The 22,636-nt window shown below is 71.7% G+C and carries 23 protein-coding genes; 7 read left to right on the plus strand and 16 right to left on the minus strand.

Translation table 11 applies throughout. The features are described 5' to 3' along the window. Window positions 1-93: 93 nt before the first annotated feature. The gene (locus tag ACZ7OY_RS04415) at window positions 94-507 is read left to right on the plus strand and encodes a hypothetical protein (RefSeq protein ID WP_471909971.1); all 414 of its coding nucleotides are present in this window, start codon (window positions 94-96) and stop codon (window positions 505-507) included. Window positions 508-613: 106 nt separating this feature from the next. Here ACZ7OY_RS04415 and ACZ7OY_RS04420 read toward each other — a convergent pair whose 3' ends face one another. The 5 genes from ACZ7OY_RS04420 to ACZ7OY_RS04440 all read right to left on the minus strand — a co-directional run bounded on the left by ACZ7OY_RS04420 (window position 614) and on the right by ACZ7OY_RS04440 (window position 6,292). Beyond that, on the minus strand, window positions 614-2,185 hold the full coding sequence (locus ACZ7OY_RS04420; RefSeq protein ID WP_471909972.1) for a DUF1996 domain-containing protein: 1,572 nt from the start codon (window positions 2,183-2,185) through the stop codon (window positions 614-616). A 273-nt stretch (window positions 2,186-2,458) separates the two neighbouring features. Next, the gene (locus ACZ7OY_RS04425; RefSeq protein ID WP_471909973.1) at window positions 2,459-3,040 is read right to left on the minus strand and encodes a winged helix-turn-helix domain-containing protein; all 582 of its coding nucleotides are present in this window, start codon (window positions 3,038-3,040) and stop codon (window positions 2,459-2,461) included. A 322-nt stretch (window positions 3,041-3,362) separates the two neighbouring features. Then, window positions 3,363-4,391, minus strand: coding sequence for a glutamine synthetase (gene glnII, locus ACZ7OY_RS04430; protein ID WP_351605133.1), 1,029 nt, complete (start codon window positions 4,389-4,391; stop codon window positions 3,363-3,365). 667 nt (window positions 4,392-5,058) lie between these two features. Beyond that, window positions 5,059-5,769: a hypothetical protein gene (locus ACZ7OY_RS04435; RefSeq protein WP_471909974.1), complete on the minus strand. Its 711-nt coding sequence runs from the start codon at window positions 5,767-5,769 to the stop codon at window positions 5,059-5,061. A gap of 154 nt (window positions 5,770-5,923) precedes the next feature. Then, window positions 5,924-6,292: an arsenate reductase family protein gene (locus tag ACZ7OY_RS04440; RefSeq protein ID WP_471909975.1), complete on the minus strand. Its 369-nt coding sequence runs from the start codon at window positions 6,290-6,292 to the stop codon at window positions 5,924-5,926. A 174-nt stretch (window positions 6,293-6,466) separates the two neighbouring features. On the opposite strand from ACZ7OY_RS04440, the gene ACZ7OY_RS04445 reads away from it, so the two are divergent. After that, window positions 6,467-6,775 carry a hypothetical protein gene (locus tag ACZ7OY_RS04445; RefSeq protein WP_471909976.1) on the plus strand — a complete coding sequence of 103 codons (309 nt, stop codon included), beginning with the start codon at window positions 6,467-6,469 and terminating at the stop codon, window positions 6,773-6,775. A 289-nt stretch (window positions 6,776-7,064) separates the two neighbouring features. On the opposite strand, the gene ACZ7OY_RS04450 is transcribed toward ACZ7OY_RS04445, so the two are convergent. Next, on the minus strand, window positions 7,065-8,252 hold the full coding sequence (locus ACZ7OY_RS04450; protein ID WP_471910373.1) for a winged helix DNA-binding domain-containing protein: 1,188 nt from the start codon (window positions 8,250-8,252) through the stop codon (window positions 7,065-7,067). Between the two features lie 257 nt (window positions 8,253-8,509). Between ACZ7OY_RS04450 and ACZ7OY_RS04455 the strand changes: the two genes are divergently transcribed. Continuing rightward, window positions 8,510-9,847 carry a DUF2252 domain-containing protein gene (locus ACZ7OY_RS04455; protein WP_471909977.1) on the plus strand — a complete coding sequence of 446 codons (1,338 nt, stop codon included), beginning with the start codon at window positions 8,510-8,512 and terminating at the stop codon, window positions 9,845-9,847. 11 nt (window positions 9,848-9,858) lie between these two features. Here ACZ7OY_RS04455 and ACZ7OY_RS04460 read toward each other — a convergent pair whose 3' ends face one another. After that, the gene (locus ACZ7OY_RS04460) at window positions 9,859-10,629 is read right to left on the minus strand and encodes an alpha/beta hydrolase (RefSeq protein ID WP_471909978.1); all 771 of its coding nucleotides are present in this window, start codon (window positions 10,627-10,629) and stop codon (window positions 9,859-9,861) included. Here ACZ7OY_RS04460 and ACZ7OY_RS04465 point away from each other — a divergent pair. After that, window positions 10,628-10,750, plus strand: a complete 123-nt coding sequence (locus tag ACZ7OY_RS04465) for a hypothetical protein (protein ID WP_471909979.1) — start codon at window positions 10,628-10,630, stop codon at window positions 10,748-10,750. The two genes, ACZ7OY_RS04460 and ACZ7OY_RS04465, sit on opposite strands and share 2 nt — an antisense overlap. Window positions 10,751-10,848: 98 nt before the next feature. After that, window positions 10,849-11,127: a hypothetical protein gene (locus ACZ7OY_RS04470; RefSeq protein WP_471909980.1), complete on the plus strand. Its 279-nt coding sequence runs from the start codon at window positions 10,849-10,851 to the stop codon at window positions 11,125-11,127. 64 nt (window positions 11,128-11,191) lie between these two features. Here the strand turns inward: ACZ7OY_RS04470 and pspAB are convergent, their stop codons facing one another. From pspAB to glnA, 5 genes are all read right to left on the minus strand, one after another. Then, window positions 11,192-11,782, minus strand: coding sequence for a PspA-associated protein PspAB (gene pspAB, locus ACZ7OY_RS04475; protein ID WP_471909981.1), 591 nt, complete (start codon window positions 11,780-11,782; stop codon window positions 11,192-11,194). Window positions 11,783-11,784: 2 nt separating this feature from the next. Beyond that, entirely contained in the window at window positions 11,785-12,708 is a 924-nt protein-coding gene (gene htpX, locus ACZ7OY_RS04480; RefSeq protein ID WP_471909982.1) for a zinc metalloprotease HtpX, read from the minus strand. A 107-nt stretch (window positions 12,709-12,815) separates the two neighbouring features. After that, window positions 12,816-13,070 (minus strand): SCO2583/SCO2584 N-terminal domain-containing protein, encoded by a 255-nt coding sequence (locus ACZ7OY_RS04485; protein ID WP_471909983.1) that lies wholly within the window; start codon window positions 13,068-13,070, stop codon window positions 12,816-12,818. Between the two features lie 360 nt (window positions 13,071-13,430). Beyond that, window positions 13,431-14,894 carry a hypothetical protein gene (locus ACZ7OY_RS04490; RefSeq protein WP_471909984.1) on the minus strand — a complete coding sequence of 488 codons (1,464 nt, stop codon included), beginning with the start codon at window positions 14,892-14,894 and terminating at the stop codon, window positions 13,431-13,433. A gap of 500 nt (window positions 14,895-15,394) precedes the next feature. Next, window positions 15,395-16,804, minus strand: a complete 1,410-nt coding sequence (glnA, locus tag ACZ7OY_RS04495) for a type I glutamate--ammonia ligase (RefSeq protein ID WP_152889348.1) — start codon at window positions 16,802-16,804, stop codon at window positions 15,395-15,397. Between the two features lie 209 nt (window positions 16,805-17,013). On the opposite strand from glnA, the gene ACZ7OY_RS04500 reads away from it, so the two are divergent. Then, the gene (locus ACZ7OY_RS04500; protein WP_375980287.1) at window positions 17,014-17,484 is read left to right on the plus strand and encodes an RDD family protein; all 471 of its coding nucleotides are present in this window, start codon (window positions 17,014-17,016) and stop codon (window positions 17,482-17,484) included. 107 nt (window positions 17,485-17,591) lie between these two features. Here the strand turns inward: ACZ7OY_RS04500 and ACZ7OY_RS04505 are convergent, their stop codons facing one another. From ACZ7OY_RS04505 to lipB, 4 genes are all read right to left on the minus strand, one after another. Continuing rightward, the gene (locus ACZ7OY_RS04505) at window positions 17,592-18,293 is read right to left on the minus strand and encodes a DUF4191 domain-containing protein (RefSeq protein ID WP_351605090.1); all 702 of its coding nucleotides are present in this window, start codon (window positions 18,291-18,293) and stop codon (window positions 17,592-17,594) included. A gap of 79 nt (window positions 18,294-18,372) precedes the next feature. Then, window positions 18,373-18,573 carry an SCO2195 family GlnR-regulated protein gene (locus tag ACZ7OY_RS04510; protein WP_351605087.1) on the minus strand — a complete coding sequence of 67 codons (201 nt, stop codon included), beginning with the start codon at window positions 18,571-18,573 and terminating at the stop codon, window positions 18,373-18,375. A gap of 300 nt (window positions 18,574-18,873) precedes the next feature. After that, entirely contained in the window at window positions 18,874-19,839 is a 966-nt protein-coding gene (gene lipA / locus ACZ7OY_RS04515; protein ID WP_162468769.1) for a lipoyl synthase, read from the minus strand. Between the two features lie 125 nt (window positions 19,840-19,964). Continuing rightward, window positions 19,965-20,762, minus strand: a complete 798-nt coding sequence (lipB, locus tag ACZ7OY_RS04520; protein WP_471909985.1) for a lipoyl(octanoyl) transferase LipB — start codon at window positions 20,760-20,762, stop codon at window positions 19,965-19,967. A 242-nt stretch (window positions 20,763-21,004) separates the two neighbouring features. Between lipB and ACZ7OY_RS04525 the strand changes: the two genes are divergently transcribed. Continuing rightward, on the plus strand, window positions 21,005-22,519 hold the full coding sequence (locus ACZ7OY_RS04525; protein ID WP_471909986.1) for a regulator: 1,515 nt from the start codon (window positions 21,005-21,007) through the stop codon (window positions 22,517-22,519). Window positions 22,520-22,636: the final 117 nt, after the last annotated feature.

Below are 22,636 nucleotides of genomic sequence, written 5' to 3' on the forward strand. Positions count from 1 at the left end.
GGAGTGGTGGCCGGTTTCGGGCATCCTGGACCTCGTTTGAGCGCGCCGCGCGCCGCAGCCGTATCCAGGACGAGGCTCTTGCAGGGAGGACAGATGAAGGTGACCCGACCCATGCTCGCGGCGGCCGCCGCCGTGGCGGCGCTGGTGCTCGCGGGCTGCAGCACCGCCACGGACACGGACACGAAGGCGGCGGTGCCGGCGACGGCGACCGGCAGCCTGGAGCACCTGGCCGCCGAGGTGAAGTGCACGCCCGACATGCAGACCGACGCCGACGAGATCCGCCAGGCGGTGTGCAAGGTCGCCGCCGGCAAGTTCATCCTGGCCACCTTCGCCACCGACCGCGGGCAGCGCGAGTGGATCAACTCCGCCAAGGACTACGGCGGTCACTACCTGGTCGGCCGCAAGTGGGTGGCCGTGGGCGAGAACAGCACGGTCGCGGCACTGCGCGACACCCTCGGCGGGGACATCGAGCAGGGCGTCGACCACGGGGCGCACACCGGTCACTGACCACGCCCCGGGTCCCCCGGACGCACGAAGAACCGGCGGGACGCACGAAGAACCGGCGGTGGGAGATCCCACCGCCGGTTCTTTATGCCGCGCTAGCGCCGTAGCGTTACTGGCAGCGCTGACCGCGGTTGATGCAGTTGGCGAGCTTGGTGTTCTGGGCCGCCGACATCACGTTGATGAAGTCGTCGTGGTCGGTGGAGGGCTTGTGGAGCTGCTCCGGGAAGCCGTCCACGGCGTAGGGGTTCTTGACCTGGCCGTTCTGGAGGACCGGGGCCGGAACGTCGTACACCAGGCGCATCGTCAGCTGGGGGATCGCCTTGAAGCCGTTGGCGCAGTTGCCGTTGGCGTCGGCGAAGGCGACGTGCGTACGGTGGTTGGCGCTGTCGATGTTCTGGCCGTCCCAGCAGCTCTGGAACGCGAAGGTGCGGACCACGCTGCTGCCCCTGGGGCAGATCGGGTACTGCGTCGTCAGCTGCACCTTGTTCTCGAAGCCGGTGCAGCTCCAGTGCGCGTTGGCGTTCGCCAGACCGTTGGTGGTGGTCTTGGCGTCACCGGTGATGATCCGCAGGAACTGCGGCATCGCGACGACCTTGCTGGTCGGGCTGCCGACGAACTTGATCTGGGCCTGCCTGGCGACCAGGACCTTGCCGACGTTGCCTTCCTTGCCGCCGCCGTCGTTGTTCTGGTCGAAGTCCTGCGTGCCGTTCTGCAGACGCAGCACGGGCCAGTAGTACAACGACTTGTCCTGCTGGTTCTGGCAGGTGGACTCGCCCTTCGCGAACGTGTCGTTGTTGGCGAAGGCGTCGTTCGTCTGGTTGCCGACGTAGTCGTGCAGGTGGTGCGCGCCGTTGGTCACGCCGGGCGCCACGATCACGTTGTCGGTGTTGTGGCTGCCGTTGGCGTTGACACCGCACCGCGTGGTGAACGTACCGGTCGAGGCCTGGCCCGTCCGGCGGGGCTTCGCGGGGACGTTCGCCTGGACCTTCGTGATGTCCACGAAGTCGGCCGCGTTCGGACCGTTGCCGGCCTGACCGCCGTTGCCCGTCTGACCGCCGTTGCCGGCCTGACCGCCGTTGTTGGCCTGGCCGCCGTTGTTAGCGGGGGCGCTCTGGCTGGGGTTGGCGGTCTGGCCGTTGTTGGCCTGGCCGCCGTTGTTCGCCTGCCCGCCGTTGTTGGCCTGGCCACCGCCCGCGTTGGTCTGGCTGGCCGGGGTGGCGGTGCAGTTGATCAGGGTGTCCAGGTCGGCCGGCGCGGTCCCGCCGACCCGGGTGATCTCCAGCCGGATGCGGTCGAAGATGTTCTTCCGCCGGTCCTGGAGGGGCTGGAGGATGCTGTTCTGGACGAAGCTGGCATCCCGCGCCTGGGCGTCCCGGGTGGTGGCCAGACGCTGGTAGGCCTCGGTGATCTGGCGGTCGAGATTGCTGAGTTCGCCGCTCACATCGTTGCGGGCCTGCGCCGGCACGTTGGTCAGCTTCTGGCCGACGTCCGGGCAGGAGATGGTCGCGGCCTGCGAGGCCGCGGCGGCCTTGGTCTGGTTCCACCCCTTGTTGTTCGACTCATGCGCCGAAGCGTAGAAGTTCGCCCAGATCAGCCCGCCCCCACCGAGCGCTAGGGCCGCCGATGCGGCTATGGCCTTCGTGGCCATCGACGAACGGCGTTTACGTGTATTGCGTCCCATGGAACTCCTCTGACTTCCTTGCGGGGCAGCATCGAGGCGCCCGACAGGAGTGAAGCGGCTCCCATCCATACGGAGACGGTCCCAGGGGTGTTCAAACATCTCAGAAATTCATGAGAGAACCGTGACGCAATCCCGCCCCAACTCTCCCATCAACGCAGGTAGTTACCCGGATCAGAGAGGCCGGGGACGGCCGGCTGCCGCCCCCGGTCCAACATCGTCGCCTCCCGGTCGAACACCGTCGCCTCCCGGTCCCCGGTCCGCTCCGGGCGAAGCTCAGCGCGCGATCGGCGGGGAGTACTTGTAGCCGACGCGGCGGACGGTCTGGATCGACCTGCGGTGCTCGGCGCCCAGCTTGCGGCGCAGCCGGGCGATGTGGACGTCGACGGTACGGCCGTCGCCCACATGGCCGTAGCCCCACACCGTGCTGACCAGATGGTCCCGGGTGTGCACCCGGTTGGGGTGCGCGACCAGATGGGCGAGGAGTTCGAACTCCAGGTAGGTGAGGTCGAGTTCACGCCCGCTCACCTGCGCGATGCGCTGTGCGGTGTCGATGCGCACCAGTGGCTCGCCCGGGGCCGGGGCGGCCGGCTCGGCGGCCTGGGGTCCGTCGGGCAGTGCCACGGGCAGGAACGGCGGCTCCCGGTCGGCCGGGACCAGGACCAGGTAGCCGACCATCGCGGGCCGGCCCGGCAGGGCGGGCAGGGTGTGCTGCGGGGCGGGCAGCCAGGTGGCGCCCGGCGGCAGGAGGTCCGTCATGTCGACGACCTCGTCCCGGTCGACGGCCCGCAGCCGGTGCCGTGCGGGACCGGGGGAGGAGGTGAGGGGGGAGGTGGGCAGAGAATGCGTGGTCGCCATGAAAGGTCAGCTCTTTCGCGCGAGGAGTTCGTCGAGGACGTACGTCGTGCGCGCCGGCCGAAGACCGCAGGTGTACGGCTTTAGAGGGCCCGCGCGTTCGTCGCGCGACAACACACCCGGTCGAAGTCGTGGTGCTGACGGGAAGGCCAGAAGGGCTCGAGGTCATGGCGACCTGTCGCGGAGTGCTTCTGGGGGCTGGCCATAGGACCATTGAAGCAGACGCACCGGCGCGGCAGGAGGTCTCTCTCACCGCCCGGACGCCCAACATGCCGAAGGGGCGCCCGACATGATGTCGGGCGCCCCTTCGGTGAAGGCGGGGGGATCAGACCTGGCCGGCCTTCTCCAGCGCGGAGCAGCAGGTGTCGACGATCAGACGCGTCACCGTGTACGGGTCGACGTTGGCGTTCGGGCGGCGGTCCTCGATGTAGCCCTTGCCGTCCTTCTCGACCTGCCACGGGATGCGGACCGAGGCGCCACGGTCGGAGACACCGTACGAGTACTCGTTCCACGGGGCGGTCTCGTGCAGACCGGTCAGGCGGTCGTCGATGCCGGCGCCGTAGTTCTTGACGTGGTCGAGCGGCTTGGAGCCCTCGCCGAGCGACTCGCACGCGGTGATGATCGCGTCGTAGCCCTCGCGCATCGCCTTCGTGGAGAAGTTGGTGTGCGCACCGGCGCCGTTCCAGTCGCCCTTGACCGGCTTGGGGTCGAGGGTCGCGGAGATGCCGAAGTCCTCGGCGGTGCGGTAGAGCAGCCAGCGGGCCACCCACAGCTGGTCGGAGACCTCCAGCGGGGACAGCGGGCCGACCTGGAACTCCCACTGGCCGGGCATGACCTCGGCGTTGATGCCGGAGATGCCCAGGCCCGCCTTGAGGCAGTTCTCCAGGTGCGCCTCGACGATGTCACGGCCGAAGATTTCGTCCGCGCCGACACCGCAGTAGTAGCCGCCCTGGGGGGCCGGGAAGCCGCCCTCGGGGAAGCCCAGCGGACGCGGGCCGTCGAAGAAGGTGTACTCCTGCTCGATACCGAAGATCGGCTGCTGGGCGGCGAACTTCTCGGCCACCTCGGCCAGCGCGGCACGCGTGTTCGACTCGTGCGGCGTCATGTCGATGTCGAGGACCTCGCACAGCACGAGGACGTCGTCGCCGCCGCGGATCGGGTCGGGGCAGGTGAAGACCGGCTTGAGTACGCGGTCGGAGGCGTGGCCCTTGGCCTGGCTGGTGGAGGACCCGTCGAAGCCCCAGATCGGCAGCTCGGCGCCCTTGGCGTCGTCGGCCAGGATCTTCGTCTTGGAACGGAGCTTGGCCGTCGGCTGGGTGCCGTCGATCCAGATGTACTCAGCCTTGAAGCTCACGGGCCACATCCTTCGGGGTGGGTCTTAGGCGCACTTGCGGGTGCTGCGGGTGCTGCGGGTGCTGCGGCACTGGGGCGCCGCACCTGATGCCCGGCAGACTGCCAACGGCCGATTTCCCGATCATTGCTCGATTGTGAACCCCGTGTTACCTGGCCATGATGTGGCGCGATTCACTCGGTGGGAGGCCCCGGGTGTGCGGTTCGCGGTTCGCGCCCCCGGAACGCGCTGGAGCCGGGCCGGGGCCCGGTCTCGTATGCGATGGGTGTGACCCGGACCGCGGCGTCCCGGCCGCCTGCCGTCACTCCCGTGCGGCCCCTGCCGTCGTTCCGGATCGGCCGCCTGCGCTCATTCCCGCACGGCCGTCTGCGGTCACTTCCGTACGGCCGCCGACCGTCACTCCCACACGGTCGCCGGCCTTCCCGTCCACGAGGCCGGTGACCGGCCTGCGCCCCGCGCCGGACGCGCGGCGGGGCCCGGACGCGCCCGGTCCTGCTGCTCCTGGCGGGGAGCAGCAGGACCGGTGACACGTACGAGGCGGCGAACCGGGCCGGCGCGCTGCCGCAGCGTCGGGACGGGGATCCTGTCAGGTTTCTCCCGCCACCCGCTGCGGCACGCCGTGCCCCCTCACATGGGGCGCCGCCTCAGGGGTTCCCTCCCGCGTCCGGCTTCACCCCACCTTCTGGATCACGGCCCGGCGGATCAGGAACTTGCCGGGCTCACGGACCTGCTCGAAAGCGGCGTTGTTGAGCAGGACACAGCTGCCGGAGACCGAGGTGACCGTCACCGTCGTGGACTTGTTGTTGTCCAGGTTGGTGACCTTCAGCTTCGTGCCCGAGGGGAACTGGTTGCTGGACGCCGCCGGAGCGCCGCCCTCGCCCGAGAGGGTGACCGTGGAGCCGTTGCAGACCTGCTGGCCGGCGGCGGCACCACCGCCGGCGTTACCGGCGTTACCGGCGTTACCGGCGTTACCCGTGTTCCCGGCGTTACCCGTGTTCCCGGCGGCGCCCGCGTTGCCCGCGGGGGCGGTCTGCGCAGGGGCGGTCTGAGCAGGCTGGGAGCCCTGAGCCGACTCCCCAACCGTGCATCCGGACGCCTTCTGCTGCACCTGGATCTGAGCGATGACCGCCTCGCGGTTGGCGATCCGGGCCGCGGACTGCGCGTCCGGGTTGGCCCGCTGGCCGGCGATGAACGCCTGGTTGTTGCCGATGGCGGTGGCGAGCCCCAGGCAGACCGTCGAGTCCCCGGCGGACAGGGCCTTGGGCGACTGCGCGGCGTTCGAGGTGTTCGCCATGACGAAGGCGCCGCCTCCCGCCACGGCCGCGGCACCGACGAGCAGCGCGATCGACTTCTTCGGGCCGAGTGTTCTCCTGCGCGACATCCGCGCCTCCTGAGGGGTAGGGGGTGCTACGTCGCTATGTACGAGATACCGAACGGCGTTACTCAACGGTTACCGGGGTGATTCAAGTGGCCTGCGTCACACGCCAGTTCGGGCACCGAGGCGCATCGAGGCGCATCGCGGGCCGGGGGCCGCCTCACTCCTTGGTCCGGGACAGCGCCTCCCGTACGGCGTCCTCGGTACGGGCCACGACCGCCGTGCCGTCGTCCGCGGTGATGATCGGGCGCTGGATGAGCTTCGGATGCCCGGCGAGCGCCGCGATCCACTGCTCGCGCGTATCGGAGTCGCGTGCCCACTCCTTGAGGCCGAGCTCCTTGGCGGCGGCCTCCTCGGTGCGCGTGATGTCCCACGGTTCGAGGCCGAGGCGGTCCAGTACGGCCCTGATCTCGTCCTCGGTCGGCACGTCGTCGAGGTAGCGGCGGACGGTGTACTCGGCGCCCTCGGCGTCGAGCAGGGTGAGGGCGCTGCGGCACTTGGAGCAGGCCGGATTGATCCAGATTTCCATGGCCCCCACGGTACGGGAGAACTCGTCTCCCACAAGGGCCCCGGAGGCCCCGAAAACCCTTGTGGCCAGGGGCGTTTGTCAGTGCCGGGCGGTAGAATAGAAGCAGTGTTCGAGGGTGTCGCCGGGGTGGCCGAACTCCGGAGGGGACACCCTGATCGCGACAGGAGGATGCCTGTGCCCGCTGCCGCACTGAAGCCGTTGCCCACCCAGTCCACCGCGAAGCGTCCCGTCCTGCTCGACCTGCCCTACGAACCGGTCCTGAAGCGGCCGTTGCCGGCCGGACGTCCGCGCGCGTGGTACGTCACGCACAACCGCCGGCTCAAGGCGATGCGCCTCGCCATCGCCCTGCTCGACTCCGGCGTCTACGTCCCGAACCAGGCCTCCGACGAGACGATACGGAGCGCGGCCGAACAGATCGGCGTCCACCCTCCGTCGGACACCACGTGCCACATGGTGCGGGCGCTGATGCGTTACTCGAGGTGAACGAGGGCGCCGGGCCGGTCCCCACGACCGCGCCCGGCGCCGTCCGTGAACGGCCCCTTTCCTGTCCGGCGCCGTCCGTGAACGGTCCGCGGTTCCCGCCCGGCGTCGTCCGCGAGCAGCCCCTTTCCTGTCCGGCGCCGTCCGCGAGCGGCCCGCGGTTCCCGCCCGGCGTCGGGGGCTGCCGTTCCCGGCCGCCGCCCGGCCGCCGCCCGGCCGCCGCCCGGCCCCCGGCTCTCGCCCACCCGGGCCCGCCGGGCCACACCCTGACCTCGGGCCCCGGCCCCCGGGCCTACCCCGCCAGCTCGCGTTCCATCGGTGTCCGGAAGCGGGGGGTCACCCGGGTCGCCCCCACCCACCCCTGCAGCCGCTCCGCCTCCGCCGCGATCATCGCCTCGGCCTCCCGGCCCACCCCGCCCCCGGCAGGCGGGACCCGCCAGACGATCTCCCCGTCCGGGCGCTGTGCCCAGCCCCCCACCACCTGCCCGTTCCACCACACCGTCGGCCCGATGTTCCCGCTGTAGTCGAACAGCGGCGGACGCAGCTCGGGCGGCAGGTACCAGTCCCGCTGCTGCCAGCCCATGGCCGTCGGGTCGAGCGCGGGCAGCAGCGCCGCCCACGGCTCACCGGGCCCGGCCACGGGACCGTCGTCGCCTTCGGTGACGTACCCCGTGCCCTCGTCCAGCTCCACCTCCCGCGCCCCGATCGAGGCCAGCGCCCGCCGGACGTCCGTGACCCGCCACCCCGTCCACCACTTCAGGTCCGCCTCGGTGGCCGGCCCGCAGACCGTCAGCCAGCGCAGCAACAGGTCCGCCCGGGCCTCGGCGGCGTCCAGCTCGGGATGCTCGGGGGCCGGGGCCCAGCGGAACTGGCTGGACGTCCACGAACCCAGCGGACGCCCCCGGACCACCTTCCCCTCCACCCCCAGCACCCTCAGCAGCCGGGTCGAGACGGTGTGGACACCCTCGTAGCTCTTCCCGGCCGCGTACACGAACTTCTCCCGCAACCGGGGTTCCTCCCGGGCGAGTTCGGCGGCCGTCGCCTGCCCGCGCCGGGCCAGTGCGGCCAGCGCCGACTCCTCGACCTCCCGCAGCCAGGCCGCGTCCGGCGCGCCCGCCTTCGCCATGTCCTTCAGCAGCGACGCCCGCTCCCGGGCGGCCACGTCGAGACCGGTCGAGGCGTGCACGACCGCGGTCAGCGCGGCGGGGAAGACGAACACCGTGTGCCGCATCCCGTGCATCCGCACCAGGGCACGGTCCTCGTACAGGGCCCGGTCGGTCGCGTCGACCGTGGCCGCCGGATCCGTCAGCCGCGCCCCCACCGCCAGATACACCGTCGCCGGGTCGCTGCCGTGCAGGGCGACCAGGGAGCGGGCCACGTCCTCGGGGGCCGTCGCGCGCGCCGCGCCCGCCAGCCGGTGGCGCAGCGCCAGCCGCGCCCGTCGCTCCGCACCGTCGATGTACCGCCGTCCGCCGCCCATGCCGACCTCCGCCCGTGCGTGCACCGCCGTCCCTGCGGACATCCTCGCCGACGCCACTGACAACCGGGCCCGGACCGGCCCCTCACACGATCGCGTCGCCGGGCGTGCGGCCCGCGCGCCCGGCGCCTTGACTGCCCTCACGGGGGTGCGGTCCGGCTGGGAGGTGCGATGAGGCAGTACGGCAGACCACGGCGGACGCGGGCGGCGATCCCGGGCACCACACCCGCTCCGCGGGCGGCACGGCAGGAGGCCGGGCCGTGACCAGCCCGGCCGACCGCGCCCAGCGCGGCAAGGACGCCCGCAAGTACGTGGCGCGCTCCGCGCACGGCCTGTGGCTGCCCTCGGTCGAACGGCCCGACCCCGTCGCCGTACTGGAACGGCAGGGCCGCGACCGGCTGCCGGAGCTGCTGCCGGTCCGGTACGGGCGGATGACCACCTCCCCGCTCGACTTCCTGCGCGGGGCGGCCGCGGTCATGGCCGGCGACCTCGCCGCCCAGCCGCACACCGGTCTGACCGTCCAGCTGTGCGGCGACGCCCACCTGCTCAACTTCGGCCTGTACGCCTCCCCGGAACGCACCCTGCTGTTCGATCTCGGCGACTTCGACGAGACGTTCCCCGGCCCCTTCGAATGGGACGTCAAACGGCTCGCCGCCTCCGTGGCCGTCGCCGCCCGGGAGAACGGGCACCCCGAACCGAAGGTCCGCCAGGCCGCCATCGCGGCCGCGGCCGGCTACCACACCGCCATGCGACGACTGGCCCGGCTCGGTGAACTCGCCGCCTGGTACGAGCGGATTCCGGCCGACCTGCTGCTGCCCCTGGTCCGGGACGGCAGGCGCCGCCGTCTGGAGTCCAGCCTCACCCGCGCCCGCCGCCGCACCAGCCTCCACGCCCTCGGCAGACTGACCGAGGTCGTCGACGGCCGACGGCGCATCATCCAGGACCCGCCCTTCCTGGAGTCCGTCGGCCCCTCCGACGCGGCCGCGCTCCGCAAGATCTTCAGCGACTACCGCTCCACCCTCTCGGAGGGACGCCGGCTGCTCCTGGACCGCTACCGCTTCGTCGACGCGGCACGCAAGGCCGTCGGCGTCGGCAGCGTCGGCACCCGCTGCTTCCTCGTACTGCTCGCCGGAACGGACGACGACGACCCGCTGTTCCTCCAGATCAAGGAGGCCAGGGAATCCGTACTGGAACGGCATCTGCCCAGCGGGCCCTACGTTCACCACGGCCACCGGGTCGTCGCGGGACAGCGGCTGCTCCAGGCCGCGGGGGACATCTTCCTGGGCTGGACGACCGGGCCGCAGGGCCGCGCCTTCTACTGGCGTCAGCTGCGCGACACGAAGAGCACGGCGAACGTCGTCGGCGCGAGCCCGGCCGCCCTGCGCCGGTACGCCCGGCTGTGCGGCACCGCCCTGGCCCGCGCCCACGCCCGCTCCGGCGACCGCATCGCCATCGCTTCCTACCTCGGCTCCGCCGACACCTTCGACCGGTCGGTCGCCGACTTCGCGACGGGTTACGCCGACCGGACCGCCGCCGATCACGCCGGCCTGGTCGCCGCCGTGGCGGCCGGCGTGGTGCGGGCCGCACCGGAGCGCTGACCGGGGCCCGGTCAGGCGGCCCCGGACAGCACGGCGTCCACCAGGGCACGGCGGTCCGGCGCGTGGTCCCGCAGCCGAAGGCCCAGCCGGTGGTCCGCGCCGGGCAGGTCGAGGCGGGTGAAGCGGGCGCGGGCCGCCAGCGCGTCCTGCACGGCCCGCGTCACCGCCGGCGGGATGACCGCGTCCTCGCCCGGGACCGCGAGCACCGCCCGGCCCGGGAACGCGCGCAGCACGTCGAGCGCGGGGGAGTCGCGCCAGCTGCCGGGCGTACGGATGATCTCGCTGAAGCGGCCGGTGCCGTCCCCGAACGGCACCTCCCACGCCTTTGCCGCGTACACCGCCGGGGCGCACAGCCCCAGCGCCGCCACCCGGTCCCCGTAGTGCGCGGCGAGGTCGGCCACCGTCTGCCCGCTCATGCTGAACCCGACCGGCACCAGCGGGGCGTCCCCCGGGGCGTAGGCGTCGATCACGGCCACGGCCTGCTCGAAGCGCCGGCGCAGGCTCAGCTCCGCCATAGTGCCCGTGCTGTCGCCGTGTCCGGAGAAGTCGAAGGCGAGGGCGCGGCACCCGCGGGAGGCGAACTCCGCGAGGAGCGGCACGAGCCGCTCCTTGCTGCCGGAACCGGCCCCGTGCAGCAGGACGACGGTGGCTCGGTCCGGGCCACCTTCTTTGGCCCCGCCGTACACCCCGCTCAGCCGTTCGCCGTCCGTGTCGTGGGTGAAGGAGTCGATGTCGTGTGTGGTGGAGACGGTGTCGTGTGTGGTGGAGACGATCTCGCTCATGCGCTCATTCACGCACGGCGCACCCGTCCGGGGTGCGGGTTCCGCCGCCTTCGGCTGCGGCGCGGCCGCCCCCGTCGGCCGCGAACTCCAGGGCGGGGAAAAGGAGATGCACTCCGTGTGAGCGGATCGATACGCTGAGTGCGTCATCGTCGATCGGCCGACACCCACCGCTCGTTCCCCGCACGGGGTACGGGCACGGACCCGGAGAGGGGGCCCAACATGAACAGCATCGTCATGGCCGGAGCCGTCGCCCTGGTGGTCCTCGGGTTCACAGACCACGTCTGGTGGCTGGCCGCCGCCGCGCTGCTCCTGCTGTACCTGCGGTACGGACGGAGCTCGACCTCGGCGTCCGCCCCGGGCACCGGCACTCCCGCGGCACCGGCGCCGCCCGCCACCTACAAGGCGTACCGGGCCCGCCGTGACCAGCAGGCCAAGTGGGAGCGCCGCTACCGTCGTGAGCGTCCCTTCGAGGCTCGCCGCCAGGACCGGGGCACCTGAGACCGGCCCTGAGACGGACACACGTCCAGCGCCCCCCGGCCGTCACCGGCCGGGGGGCGCCCCTTCACAGGCCCGGTGCGTCCCAGAGCGGGAACCACCGGGACTTGTCCTTCTCCACCCGCAGGTCGTTCTCCAGCAGGGCGGCCACCTGGAGCTCCAGCGCGTTGTCGCGCCGGTGCGAGCCGGGCAGCGTGCACAGCGGATAGAACGTGCCGCGCTTGTACAGGTACACCAGGGCCAGTGCGCGTTCCGGGTCCTGGCCGCGCTTCTCGAAGCTCACCAGCGAGCACAGCAGCTGCGGCCCGAAGCCGTTGGCCTCCATCGACGTGTTCACCGCGTGCAGGTCGTTGACCAGGAGGGGCAGTTCACCGGGGGCGCGGGCGGAGACCAGCCAGGAGTAGCCGTAGCCGTCCTGCGTCAGCCGGACCGGGGGGCCGGTGCGGTCGGTGTCCGCGTCCAGCAGGGCCTGCACCTCGCGGTGCGTCTGCTCGAAGGCCGCGCCCTCGACCGTGGCGAAGCACACCGCCCCCTGCCCGGTCGGCGTGTACCCGGCCGCCGCCTCCAGGGTCACCGCCGCCGACGGCAGCGCGAACAGCCGGTCGAGATCGGGGGCGACCGCCTTCGTGCGGCCGAGCAGGATGTCCAGCAGCCCCATGTTCAGCCCGTCTTCCCGGGCACCGCGGCCTCGCCCAGCTCGGCGGAGATCCGCCCCAGCTGTTCGAGCCGCTGCTCCAGGCTCGGGTGGGTGGAGAACAGCTTGGTCAGAGCGGGCCCGGCGCCCAGCGCGGGGGTGAAGTAGAACGCGTTGAACGCCTGGGCCGTACGCAGGTCCTCGGTCGGGATCCGGGCGATGTCGCCGGTGACCTTCGTCAGCGCTGAGGCCAGCGCCGAGGGCCGCCCGGTCAGCAGCGCGGCGGACCGGTCGGCGGCCAGCTCCCGGTACCGGGACAGGGCCCTGATCAGCAGGAAGCTCAGCGCGTACACCGCCGCCGACACCCCCATCACGACACCGAACACGACCAGGGTGTTCTGGTCCTTGCGGCCCCGCCCGCCGAACAGCTCCGAGTAGAAGGCGAACCGCACGATCAGGCCCGCGATCACGCCGAGGAAGGACGCCACGGTGATCACGGCGACGTCCTTGTGCGCCACGTGCGACAGCTCGTGCGCCAGGACGCCCTCCAGCTCCGCGGGCTCCAGCCGCCGCAGCAGACCGGTGGTCACGCAGATCACCGCGTGGTCGGCGTTGCGGCCGGTCGCGAACGCGTTCGGCATCTCCAGCCGGGAGACCGCGACCACCGGCTTGGGCATGTCCGCCATCGCGCACAGCCGGTCGACCACGGCGTGCAGCTCGGGATACTCCTCCCGCTCCACGACCCGGCCGTGCATCGCGTACATCGCGATCCGGTCGGAGAACCAGTACTGGGCGGCGAGCGCGCCTGCGGCGATGACGACGACCAGGACCCACGACTTCAGCAACACGATCAGCGCGGCGGCGAACGCCACGTACAGCAGTCCGAGCAGGAACAGCGTGACCGTCATCCGTACGGTCAGGCGCCGGTCGCTCCGGAATCGGCTCTGCATCTGCCTCACCCCGCAGTCAGGCACTCGTACCTGACTTCAGTGTGCACCTGGCCCCGCCCAAGAGGCGGTTGCGGACTGCTCCAGAAGCCGCAAAGACCGGACCGGGATCAGGGGGAGCGCAGGCTCGCGTAACCCAGCAGCAGGATCACGGCCAGCACGCAGCCGAACACCATGACGGTGGACCTCCACGACGAGCGCCGGGGTCCGGCCGGTCCGGGGTCCGCGCGGAACGGGACCGGCTCCGGAGGGTTGTCCTTCCAGCGCGCGGCGAGCATCCGGGCCCGCGCCGAGGGCTCCTTGTGCTCGGCCGCGTTCACCCACCGGTGATCGAACTCGTGCTCGAAGTCGTTGTGCTCGGACATCCCCGTTGCCTCTTCCTGCCTCCGAAAAACGCCGGGGAGGATCTCCCCTCCCTTTAGGAAGCCTGCGGGACCCGAAAGGTTGTACGCAAGGCCGAACGGACGACGGCGCCCCACCTCCCGCACGAACGGGAGACGGGGCGCCACCGGACAGATCACCCACCGACCGGACCCCGGCCGGGACCGGTCACACGTCGAAGCCGAGAGGCGCGGCCCGATGCCCGACCGTCCCCTATTCGCAATCTGTGCGGTTCCGGGGGCGCTGCTGCCGGCTAGGGCGTCCTGGGACGGACGACCGAGTGGCGGGGGCGTCGCATGGGCTGGGCGGACCGGACGTGGTCCTGGCGGGCGCCGGCGTGCTCGTCACCGCTCGGCGGGTGAGGGTGGGCGGCCGTGTTCCTCGGCCGCCGGTTCACGCTCCGGCGCGGGAAGCCAGGCCACCCGGCCGCCGGGGAGCGTGACCGAGGTGAGGCCTCGGGCGGCAGCGGGCCGGGGTCGGCCGGGTGTGCTGAGGACGACCAGCGGCATCGTCCGCCCCAGGGCGAGCAGTTGGCCGTTGGTGATGCTCGCGTCGTGGCCGCCGGGCTGGCGCGAGGAGCAGCCGGTGTAGTGGGCGACGGGGACGTAGTCACCGCCGGTGATCACACAGGGCGGGCGCACTCCGTGGCGGCGCAGATCGGCGGCGGCCGCGGTCAGTTCCCGGTGCTGGCGGCGGCTGCGCTCCCCGGTCTGGGCGAGGACGGCGTACTGGACGGCGAGATGCCCGAGGGCGGCCGCCGCGAGCGCCACGCCCGCCGCGGCCCGCCACCACCGTCGGCCGTGCTGTGCCGGACCGGCCGTCCCGGCTCCGGTGACCGCCCTGGCTCCCGCGACGACGCCCTCGGCGACCGGGAGGGCGAGCAGCGCGTACGCGGGCAGTAGAAATCTGGGGGCGGCGTAGTCGATGGTGAACAGGTACGTCACGGAGAGGCAGCCGGCGACGGCGACCGCGAGAAGGGCGGCGGGTCCTCGCCCGGCGCGGCGGGCGCACCGTACCCCGATGGCGGTGAGCACCGGCAGTGCGAGCCACCACGTGGCCGTCCAGGGGTGGCTCCACGGCACTTCGCAGGGGCGGCAGAGGGTGCGCCCGGTGAGGCTGCGCAGTTGGTCGTCGACGGCGAGGCGCAGACCCATGTCGCCCTGGATCTCCCCGGCGCGCTCCAGGCGGGCGAGCGGTCCGCCGTACGAGATGTACGCCTCTGTCAGCCAGGGGGCCGCCCCCGCGACGAAGGCGACCGGCGGCACCAGGACCGGCAGGGCCCGGCGCCACGGCCGTACCAAGATCGCGGCGGCGGTGAGGGGCAGCGTCAGCCAGGCGCCGTCGCCGGGGCGCATCGCGGTGACGAACGCCACGGCGGCACCGGTGAGGAGCAGGGCCCGGCGGCCGGCGCAGGTGGCGCGGTCCGGTCCCGTCGCACGCAGGAACCAGCCCGTCGCGGCGAGGGCACCCAGCGCGCACCACAGGTTGGGCATCGCGCGGGGGCCGTAGTAGAGGGTGATCCAGAGACTGGTGAAGAGGAGACCGGCGCAGCCGAGGACGGTCGCCGGGAGGAGGCGCCGCCATGCGCGCAGGGCGACCAGCAGGCCGAGCCCGGAGAGAAGGGCGAGGTAGATCCGGAGGACGGCGGGGTGGACCGCGGAGTCGGCGAGGACGGTGGCCGGGGCGGCGAGCCAGCTGATGCCGCGGGCCCGGGGCGCGGAGAAGTACGCGGTGGGGGTGCCCGGTTCGACCTGGCTGACGTACACGATCTCGTCCCAGTCGAGACCGGTCCCCGGGATCACCAGCATAAGTTGGACGAGGACGAACACGCCGGCCACCGCGGCCGGCGCGTACCGGCCCGCCGCCCGTAACCGGTCGGCCCTGGTCGGCCTGGTCGCCGGGACGCCATCCGTTCGCCGGGGCCCGAGCCGCTGTCCCGCCCGCTGTTCCATGCCGCTCCCGGCCGTCGCCGCGGCCCGCCCGCCGCGGCCCGCCCCCTGTCACGCTCCGCCGGAGCACGATGTCCCGCCGCCCGGAGGGGGCCGTCCGGGGTGACCCGGTGCCGAACAGCCAAGACCCGTGCCCGCCGGGCCATCGACGCCGCGTTCGGCGTACAGGGTGCGACCCCGGTTCCGGCGAAGCCGATGCGCCGGCCTGGGCGGCGGCCCGGCGTGAGCCCTCGACAGCCGTTCGCGGTGCAGGGCCCGAAAAAGGCCGTCGGCCGTGTCCCCTCCAAAGGAGGAAGAGCACGGCCGACGGCCCACACACGGCCCAGGAGAGCGGAAACCCGCTCTGACCTGGGGCGATATCACACGTCGAAGTACAGCTCGAACTCGTGCGGGTGCGGGCGCAGCTGGAGCGGGGCGATCTCGTTCGTGCGCTTGAAGTCGATCCACGTCTCGATCAGGTCGGACGTGAAGACGTCGCCCGCGAGCAGGAACTCGTGGTCGCGCTCCAGCGAGTCGAGGACGGCCGGGAGCGAGGTCGGGACCTGCGCCACGCCCGCGTGCTCCTCGGGGGCCAGCTCGTACAGGTCCTTGTCGATCGGCTCGGCCGGCTCGATCTTGTTCTTGATGCCGTCGAGGCCCGCGAGCAGCAGCGCGGAGAACGCCAGGTACGGGTTGCCGGAGGAGTCGGGCGCGCGGAACTCGACGCGCTTGGCCTTCGGGTTGGAGCCCGTGATCGGGATGCGCATGGCCGCGGAGCGGTTGCGCTGCGAGTACACCAGGTTGATCGGCGCCTCGAAGCCCGGGACCAGACGGTGGTACGAGTTCACCGTCGGGTTGGTGAAGGCCAGCAGCGACGGCGCGTGCTTGAGGATGCCGCCGATGTAGTAGCGGGCCATGTCCGACAGGCCCGCGTAACCGGCCTCGTCGTAGAACAGCGGGGAGCCGCCGCTCCACAGCGACTGGTGGACGTGCATGCCGGAGCCGTTGTCACCGAAGATCGGCTTCGGCATGAAGGTCGCGGTCTTGCCGTTGCGCCAGGCGACGTTCTTCACGATGTACTTGAAGAGCTGGAGGTCGTCGGCCGCGGCGAGCAGCGTGTTGAACTTGTAGTTGATCTCGGCCTGGCCGGCGGTGCCCACCTCGTGGTGCTGGCGCTCGACCTGGAGGCCGGAGGCCGCCAGCTCCAGGGAGATCTCGGCGCGCAGGTCGGCGAAGTGGTCGACCGGCGGGGTCGGGAAGTAGCCGCCCTTGTAGCGGACCTTGTAGCCGCGGTTGTCCTCCAGCGCGCCGGTGTTCCAGGCGCCGGCCTCGGAGTCGATGTGGTAGAAGGACTCGTTCTCCGAGGTCTTGAACCGCACGCTGTCGAAAACGTAGAACTCGGCCTCGGGACCGAAGTACGCGGTGTCCGCGATACCGGTCGACGCGAGGTAGGCCTCGGCCTTCTTCGCCACGTTGCGCGGGTCGCGGGAGTACTGCTCGCCCGTGATCGGGTCGTGGATGAAGAAGTTGATGTTGAGGGTCTTGTCCCGGCGGAAGGGGTCGACACGAGCCGTCGACAGGTCCGCGCGCAGCGCCATGTCGGACTCGTGGATGGCCTGGAAGCCACGGATCGACGAGCCGTCGAAGGCGAGCTCCTCGTCCGGGTCGAACGCCTCGACGGGCAGCGAGAAGTGCTGCATGACACCCGGCAGGTCGCAGAAACGGACGTCGACGAACTTGACGTCCTCGTCCGCGATGAACTTCTTGGCCTCGTCGGCGTTCTGGAACATCCAGCTCCTCCTACTCCCGACCGTCCTGCCGGGGTGGTAGTTCGTTCGTGCGGCCAGTGCGGTGGCACACGGTGGCCTCGACACTAGGGATGCGTGATTTCTCCGGCGTGACCCGTTTGTTTCGCAGAAGTTAACCGGGTCCGGTTCCACCGTAGCCCCTGGACACCCCGGCGTCCCCCGGTCATATGTGGGCGCAGTACCGTGGGCGGGTGGACAACAGGCAAGCAATCGGATCGTGGCTCTCCGGGCCGCGGGCGGCCATGGAAGAAGCGGGCGGCGACTTCGGATACCGGGGCGAGCAACTCGGCCTGCCGGAGGAGGGGCCCGGCTCGATCGCCCGCCCCGGACGGCGGCTCGGGGCCATCGCGGTGGACTGGGGCCTGTGCTTCTTGATCGCATACAGCCTGGTCACGGACGGCTATGACCCCCGTACCACCGGCAACTGGACGCTGCTCGTCTTCTTCGTCCTGGGCGTACTGACGGTCGGCACGGTCGGCTCCACCCCCGGCAAGCGCCTCTTCGGGCTGCGGGTGATCACGCTGGAGACCCGCACGGTCAACCCGCTGCGCGCCCTGCTGCGCACCGCCCTGCTGTGCGTCGCCGTACCGGCCCTGATCTGGGACCGCGACGGCCGGGGGCTGCACGACCGGCTGGCCCGCACGGTCGAGGTGCGCATCTAGGACTTCCCGGAACGGCAAGAACAAGAAGGGGCGCCCGGAGTGATCCGGGCGCCCCTTCTTCGTCTTCTTCGTCGGAGGTCGTCGTACGGGGATCCGTACGCGGTGGCTCAGCGGCCGTTCGCGCCGCCCCTCGGCAGGCGCATGCCCTTCGGCATCGGGCCCTTGGGCAGCGGCATGTTGCTCATCAGGTCGCCCAGCGCGCGCAGCCGGTCGGTGGTCGCGGTGACCTGCGGGCCGGTCAGCACGCGCGGCAGCTTGAGCATGGTCGTGCGCAGCTTCTTCAGCGGGATCTGGCCCTCGCCGGTGCCGATGATCACGTCGTGCACCGGTACGTCGGCGACCACGCGGTTCATCTTCTTCTTCTCGGCGGCCAGCAGGGACTTCACCCGGTTCGGGTTGCCCTCGGCGACCAGCACGATGCCGGCCTTGCCGACCGCCCGGTGCACCACGTCCTGGCTGCGGTTCATCGCCACCGCGGGGGTGGTGGTCCAGCCCCGGCCGATGTTGTCCAGCACGGCCGCCGCCGCGCCCGGCTGGCCCTCCATCTGGCCGAAAGCGGCCCGCTCGGCCCGGCGCCCGAACACGATCGCCGTCGCGAGGATGGCGAGCAGAAGGCCCAGGATGCCGAGATAGATGGGGTGACCGATCAGAAAACCGATCGCGAGAAAGACACCGAAGGTGATGATGCCGACAGCCGCGAGTACAAGACCGATCTTCTTGTCGGCCTTGCGGGTCATCTTGTACGTCAGAGCGATCTGCTTCAGTCGCCCGGGGTTCGCGGCGTCCGCCGCGTTGTCCTTCCTCGCCATGCCACGAAGTCTACGTGCCGCTCGGGGCGACGACGACGGCAGTGCCCGCAGAGCGGGCGGAAGGGGGCGTTCGGGGACGTCAGGAACGCGCGGACAGGGTCTCCTCGAGGACGCGCTCGGTCTCGGACCGGTCCTTGGCGCGGCGGCGGTCCTCCAGCACGGAGGTCCAGGCGTTGCGGCGGGCGGTGCGCTGACCACCGCTCATGAGCAACGACTCCACCGCGCGCAGGGCGTCGGTGAAGGACGGAATCGCTGTGGCGTGTACGGGCGCGGCCTGCATCGTGGAAAGTCCCCTCGGTAGGTCACCGGGATCCGGGTTCGGGCTACTGCGGGTTCGTCATGGGTCTACGTGGTGTGACACCAGCGTCACTGATTGGTGTTACCAGGGCATGACCGACCGGTCAAACGGTCGTGAAACCTTGATGCGGGGCTCCGGACGGCCGACGCGGCCCCGACGGCGCCCTCATCTGCGAGGACGGTCGGGACCGCGTCGAATCGGCCGTTACTGGCCAGTAGTAACTTGTGCGTGAGTTCACACGCATGTCTCGCGCCCATTCGGGGCACGATCGCTGACGCTCCGTCAGACGGCTTGTGTGGCGATGTACGCGCCGCGCTTCTCGACGGCCATCTGGTACAGCCGGCCCGCCCGGTACGAGGACCGGACCAGCGGGCCCGACATCACACCGGAGAAGCCGATCTGCTCGGCCTCGTCCTTCAGCTCGACGAACTCGTGCGGCTTCACCCAGCGCTCCACCGGGTGGTGGCGCACGGAGGGGCGCAGGTACTGCGTGATGGTGATCAGCTCGCAGCCGGCCTCGTGCAGCTGCCGCAGCGCCTCGCTGACCTCCTCGCGGGTCTCGCCCATGCCGAGGATCAGGTTGGACTTGGTGACCAGGCCGTAGTCGCGCGCGGCGGTGATCACCTTCAGGGAGCGCTCGTAGCGGAAGCCGGGGCGGATCCGCTTGAAGATGCGCGGGACCGTCTCGACGTTGTGCGCGAAGACCTCGGGGCGGGCGGAGAAGACCTCCGCCAGCTGCTCGGGGACCGCGTTGAAGTCGGGGGCGAGCAGTTCGACCTTGGTGCGGCCGGCCTCGCGTCCGGCGGTCTGCGCGTGGATCTGGCGGACCGTCTCGGCGTACAGCCAGGCGCCGCCGTCCTCCAGGTCGTCGCGGGCGACGCCGGTGATGGTGGCGTAGTTCAGGTCCATGGTGACCACGGACTCGCCCACGCGGCGCGGCTCGTCACGGTCGAGCGCCTCGGGCTTGCCGGTGTCGATCTGGCAGAAGTCGCAGCGCCGGGTGCACTGGTCGCCGCCGATGAGGAAGGTCGCCTCGCGGTCCTCCCAGCACTCGTAGATGTTCGGGCAGCCGGCTTCCTGGCAGACCGTGTGGAGACCCTCGCTCTTCACGAGGTTCTGCATCTTCGTGTACTCGGGACCCATTTTCGCCCGGGTCTTGATCCACTCGGGCTTGCGCTCGATGGGGGTCTGGGCGTTCCGGACCTCCAGGCGCAGCATCTTGCGTCCGTCGGGTGCGACTGCGGACACATCGGCTCCCTGCTGATTGCTTTGAGTAGTCTTCGAATCTTCGGCGTACACCAGCGTACGCCTCGTGTTTGCCGGGCTCTGTTCGCCCGTGAGGCCAACCCTGCGGCCTCCGGCCGCATTCCCGGTCAGGCGGTCGCCTTCTCGATCTCGCGCGGCCTGAGGTCCGCGTTGCCCAGGACGTCGGCCAGATGGCGTTCGGCCACCGGCAGTACCTCCTCGATTGTGAGGGCACGGCCCAGTTCGTGGGCGAGCGAGGTCACCCCGGCGTCGCGGATGCCGCACGGGATGATTTTGTCGAAGCTGGATGTGTCCGGATTCACGTTGAGGGCGAAGCCGTGCATGGTGACGCCCTTGGCGACCCGGATGCCCATGGCGCAGATCTTGCGGTCCTCGCGGCGCTGGCCGGCGTTCGAGGGCGCGTACTCGGGGCCGTTGAGGCGGGGGTCGAACTCGTCGTCGGTCAGGCGCGGGTCGAAGTCCAGGGAGAGGCCGCCGAGCGTCGGCCGCTGCTCGACCGGGTCGCCCAGCACCCACACGCCCGCCCGGCCCTCGACCCGGCTGGTCTCGACGCCGAACTCGGCGCAGACGCGGATCATCGCGTCCTCGAGGCGGCGCAGATGGGCGACGACGTCGACCGGGCGCGGCAGCTTCTGGATGGGGTAGCCGACCAGCTGGCCCGGACCGTGCCAGGTGATCTTGCCGCCGCGGTCCACGTCGACCACCGGGGTGCCGTCGAGGGGGCGCTCGTTGTCCGCCGTGCGCCGTCCGGCCGTGTAGACCGGCGGGTGCTCCAGGAGCAGCACGGTGTCGGGGATCTCGTCGGCGAAGCGTGCCGCGTGCACCCGGCGCTGCTCGTCCCACGCCCCCTGGTACTCGACGGCGTCCGCGCCGAACCCCATACGGACGAACCGCAACTCACTCACGGCAAGCGCCTCCCTAGAAGGTCGTAAGGCACGAAACGTGCCTACGCCACTGTACGTCCGGCCGAAACCCGTCAGCCGCACGGCCAATCCTCACACGATCGGATGAATGAACGTCGAGATGTGCGATCGACTGCTTACGCTCAGCTACATTCGCGCCGTTCACGAGCCCATTTGGGCTGCTCACAGGCAATCCGGGCAACGCTGGGCCCAGCGAGGCCCGAAGGCAGGAGACCGCACCGCAGATGACGGACCGACCCGCGCAGCGCACTCCCAACCGCCAGCTCGCCGCGCTCATCGCAGAAGCGGGGTTCTCCAACGCAGGTCTCGCCCGTCGCGTGGACCAGCTCGGTCTCGAGCACGGGCTCGACCTGAGATACGACAAGACATCCGTGACCCGCTGGCTGCGCGGACAGCAGCCCCGGGGCACCACCCCCGCCCTGATCGCGGAGGTGTTCACCCGCCGGCTGGGGCGCCGGCTCTCCGCCCAGGAACTCGGCCTGGACGCCTGCGCCCCGGTGTACGCGGGCCTGGAGTTCGCGGGCACGCCCGAGGAGGCCGTCGACATCGTCAGCGGGCTGTGGCGCAAGGACTCCGGCAGCCACGCCGAGCTGCGCAAGATCGCGTTCACCCCGGCGGGGCTCGTCGTGCCCAGCCGGGACTGGCTGATCGGCCGGGCCGACGAACGGGTCGCGCGCGGCGAACCGCCCGTCCGGCTGCCGGCCCAGACCCTGGCCCAGCTGCCGGGGCAGGCGCCGGCCCAGCTGCGGGCCGCCGTGCCGAGGCCGTCGCCGTCGCCCGAGCAGCAGGCAACCCCCGCCCGGCGGCGCGGCCAGAGCGAGCGCGGCCCAGGTCAGCGGGTCAGCGGCGGCGACATCGCCGCGCTGCGCTCGGTGGGCGAGCTGTTCCGCACCCTCGACGACGCCTACGGCGGCGGCCACGCCCGCCAGGCCCTGGTGCGCTATCTGGAACACGAGTGCGAGCCGATGCTGCGGGGCGTCTACGGCGAGCAGACCGGCCGCCGCCTGTTCGCCGCGGCCGCCGACCTGACCCGGCTGGCCGGCTGGACCTCGTACGACATCGCCGCGCACGGACTCGCCCAGCGCTACTTCGTGCAGGCGCTGCGGCTGGCCCAGGCGGCCGGGGACCGGGCGTACGGCTCGTACGTCCTGGTCACCATGAGTCGCCAGGCCGTCTACCTGGCGCACGGACGCGAGGCGGTGCAGCTCGCGCGGGTCGCCCAGCAGGGCGTGGGCACCAGCGCCCCGCCGGTCCTCCAGGCGCTGCTGCACGCGGTCGAGGCCCGCGCGCACGGCGTGCTGGGCGAGGTGCGCGCCTGCACCGCCTCCCTGGTGCGGGCCGAGCGGGCCCTGGAGGCGGCCCGGCTCGGGGACGAGGTGCCCTACTGGGCGCGGTTCTTCGACGAGGCGCAGCTCGCCGACGAGTTCGGGCACTGCCACCGGGACCTCCAGCAGTTCCGGGCCGCCGCCCAGCACGCCGAACGCTCCCTGCAACTGCGCGCCCCCTCCTTCGCCCGCAGCCGGGTGTTCTGCCGGATCGTGCTCGCCACCGCCCGGCTCGGCCTCGGCGAACTCGACCAGGCCTGCCAGCTGGGCGCCGAGGCGGCCGGGCAGGCGGCGGAGATGCGTTCGGTGCGGGCCACGGAGTACGTACGGGACTTCGAGCGCCGGCTGGAGCCCTACAAGGACGCGGCGCCGGTGCGCGGGTACCGCGACAAGGTGGCCGCCGCCCTCGGGTGAGCGGGGCGGGTACCGGGACGGGCCGGCCGCCGCCCCCCGGGCTGCGCGGGCGGCGGCCGGTCGGGTGAACGGGCGGCGGTCGGGTGAGCGGGCGGCGGTCGGGTGAGCGGGCGGCCG

It is taken from the genome of Streptomyces sp. NPDC107559 (genome assembly GCF_055657365.1).

Coding starts and splice junctions, on each gene's coding strand:
- glnA (WP_152889348.1), bottom strand. CDS start 16,804: ATGTTCCAGAACGCCGACGAGGCCAAGAAGTTCATCGCGGACGAGGAC.
- ACZ7OY_RS04505 (WP_351605090.1), bottom strand. CDS start 18,293: ATGGCGAGGAAGGACAACGCGGCGGACGCCGCGAACCCCGGGCGACTG.
- ACZ7OY_RS04435 (WP_471909974.1), bottom strand. CDS start 5,769: ATGTCGCGCAGGAGAACACTCGGCCCGAAGAAGTCGATCGCGCTGCTC.
- ACZ7OY_RS04490 (WP_471909984.1), bottom strand. CDS start 14,894: ATGCTGGTGATCCCGGGGACCGGTCTCGACTGGGACGAGATCGTGTAC.
- ACZ7OY_RS04470 (WP_471909980.1), top strand. CDS start 10,849: ATGAACAGCATCGTCATGGCCGGAGCCGTCGCCCTGGTGGTCCTCGGG.
- htpX (WP_471909982.1), bottom strand. CDS start 12,708: ATGCAGAGCCGATTCCGGAGCGACCGGCGCCTGACCGTACGGATGACG.
- ACZ7OY_RS04460 (WP_471909978.1), bottom strand. CDS start 10,629: ATGAGCGAGATCGTCTCCACCACACACGACACCGTCTCCACCACACAC.
- ACZ7OY_RS04415 (WP_471909971.1), top strand. CDS start 94: ATGAAGGTGACCCGACCCATGCTCGCGGCGGCCGCCGCCGTGGCGGCG.
- ACZ7OY_RS04485 (WP_471909983.1), bottom strand. CDS start 13,070: ATGTCCGAGCACAACGACTTCGAGCACGAGTTCGATCACCGGTGGGTG.
- ACZ7OY_RS04425 (WP_471909973.1), bottom strand. CDS start 3,040: ATGGCGACCACGCATTCTCTGCCCACCTCCCCCCTCACCTCCTCCCCC.
- ACZ7OY_RS04465 (WP_471909979.1), top strand. CDS start 10,628: ATGCGCTCATTCACGCACGGCGCACCCGTCCGGGGTGCGGGTTCCGCC.
- ACZ7OY_RS04420 (WP_471909972.1), bottom strand. CDS start 2,185: ATGGGACGCAATACACGTAAACGCCGTTCGTCGATGGCCACGAAGGCC.
- ACZ7OY_RS04450 (WP_471910373.1), bottom strand. CDS start 8,252: ATGGGCGGCGGACGGCGGTACATCGACGGTGCGGAGCGACGGGCGCGG.
- ACZ7OY_RS04510 (WP_351605087.1), bottom strand. CDS start 18,573: ATGCAGGCCGCGCCCGTACACGCCACAGCGATTCCGTCCTTCACCGAC.
- pspAB (WP_471909981.1), bottom strand. CDS start 11,782: ATGGGGCTGCTGGACATCCTGCTCGGCCGCACGAAGGCGGTCGCCCCC.
- ACZ7OY_RS04525 (WP_471909986.1), top strand. CDS start 21,005: ATGACGGACCGACCCGCGCAGCGCACTCCCAACCGCCAGCTCGCCGCG.
- ACZ7OY_RS04440 (WP_471909975.1), bottom strand. CDS start 6,292: ATGGAAATCTGGATCAATCCGGCCTGCTCCAAGTGCCGCAGCGCCCTC.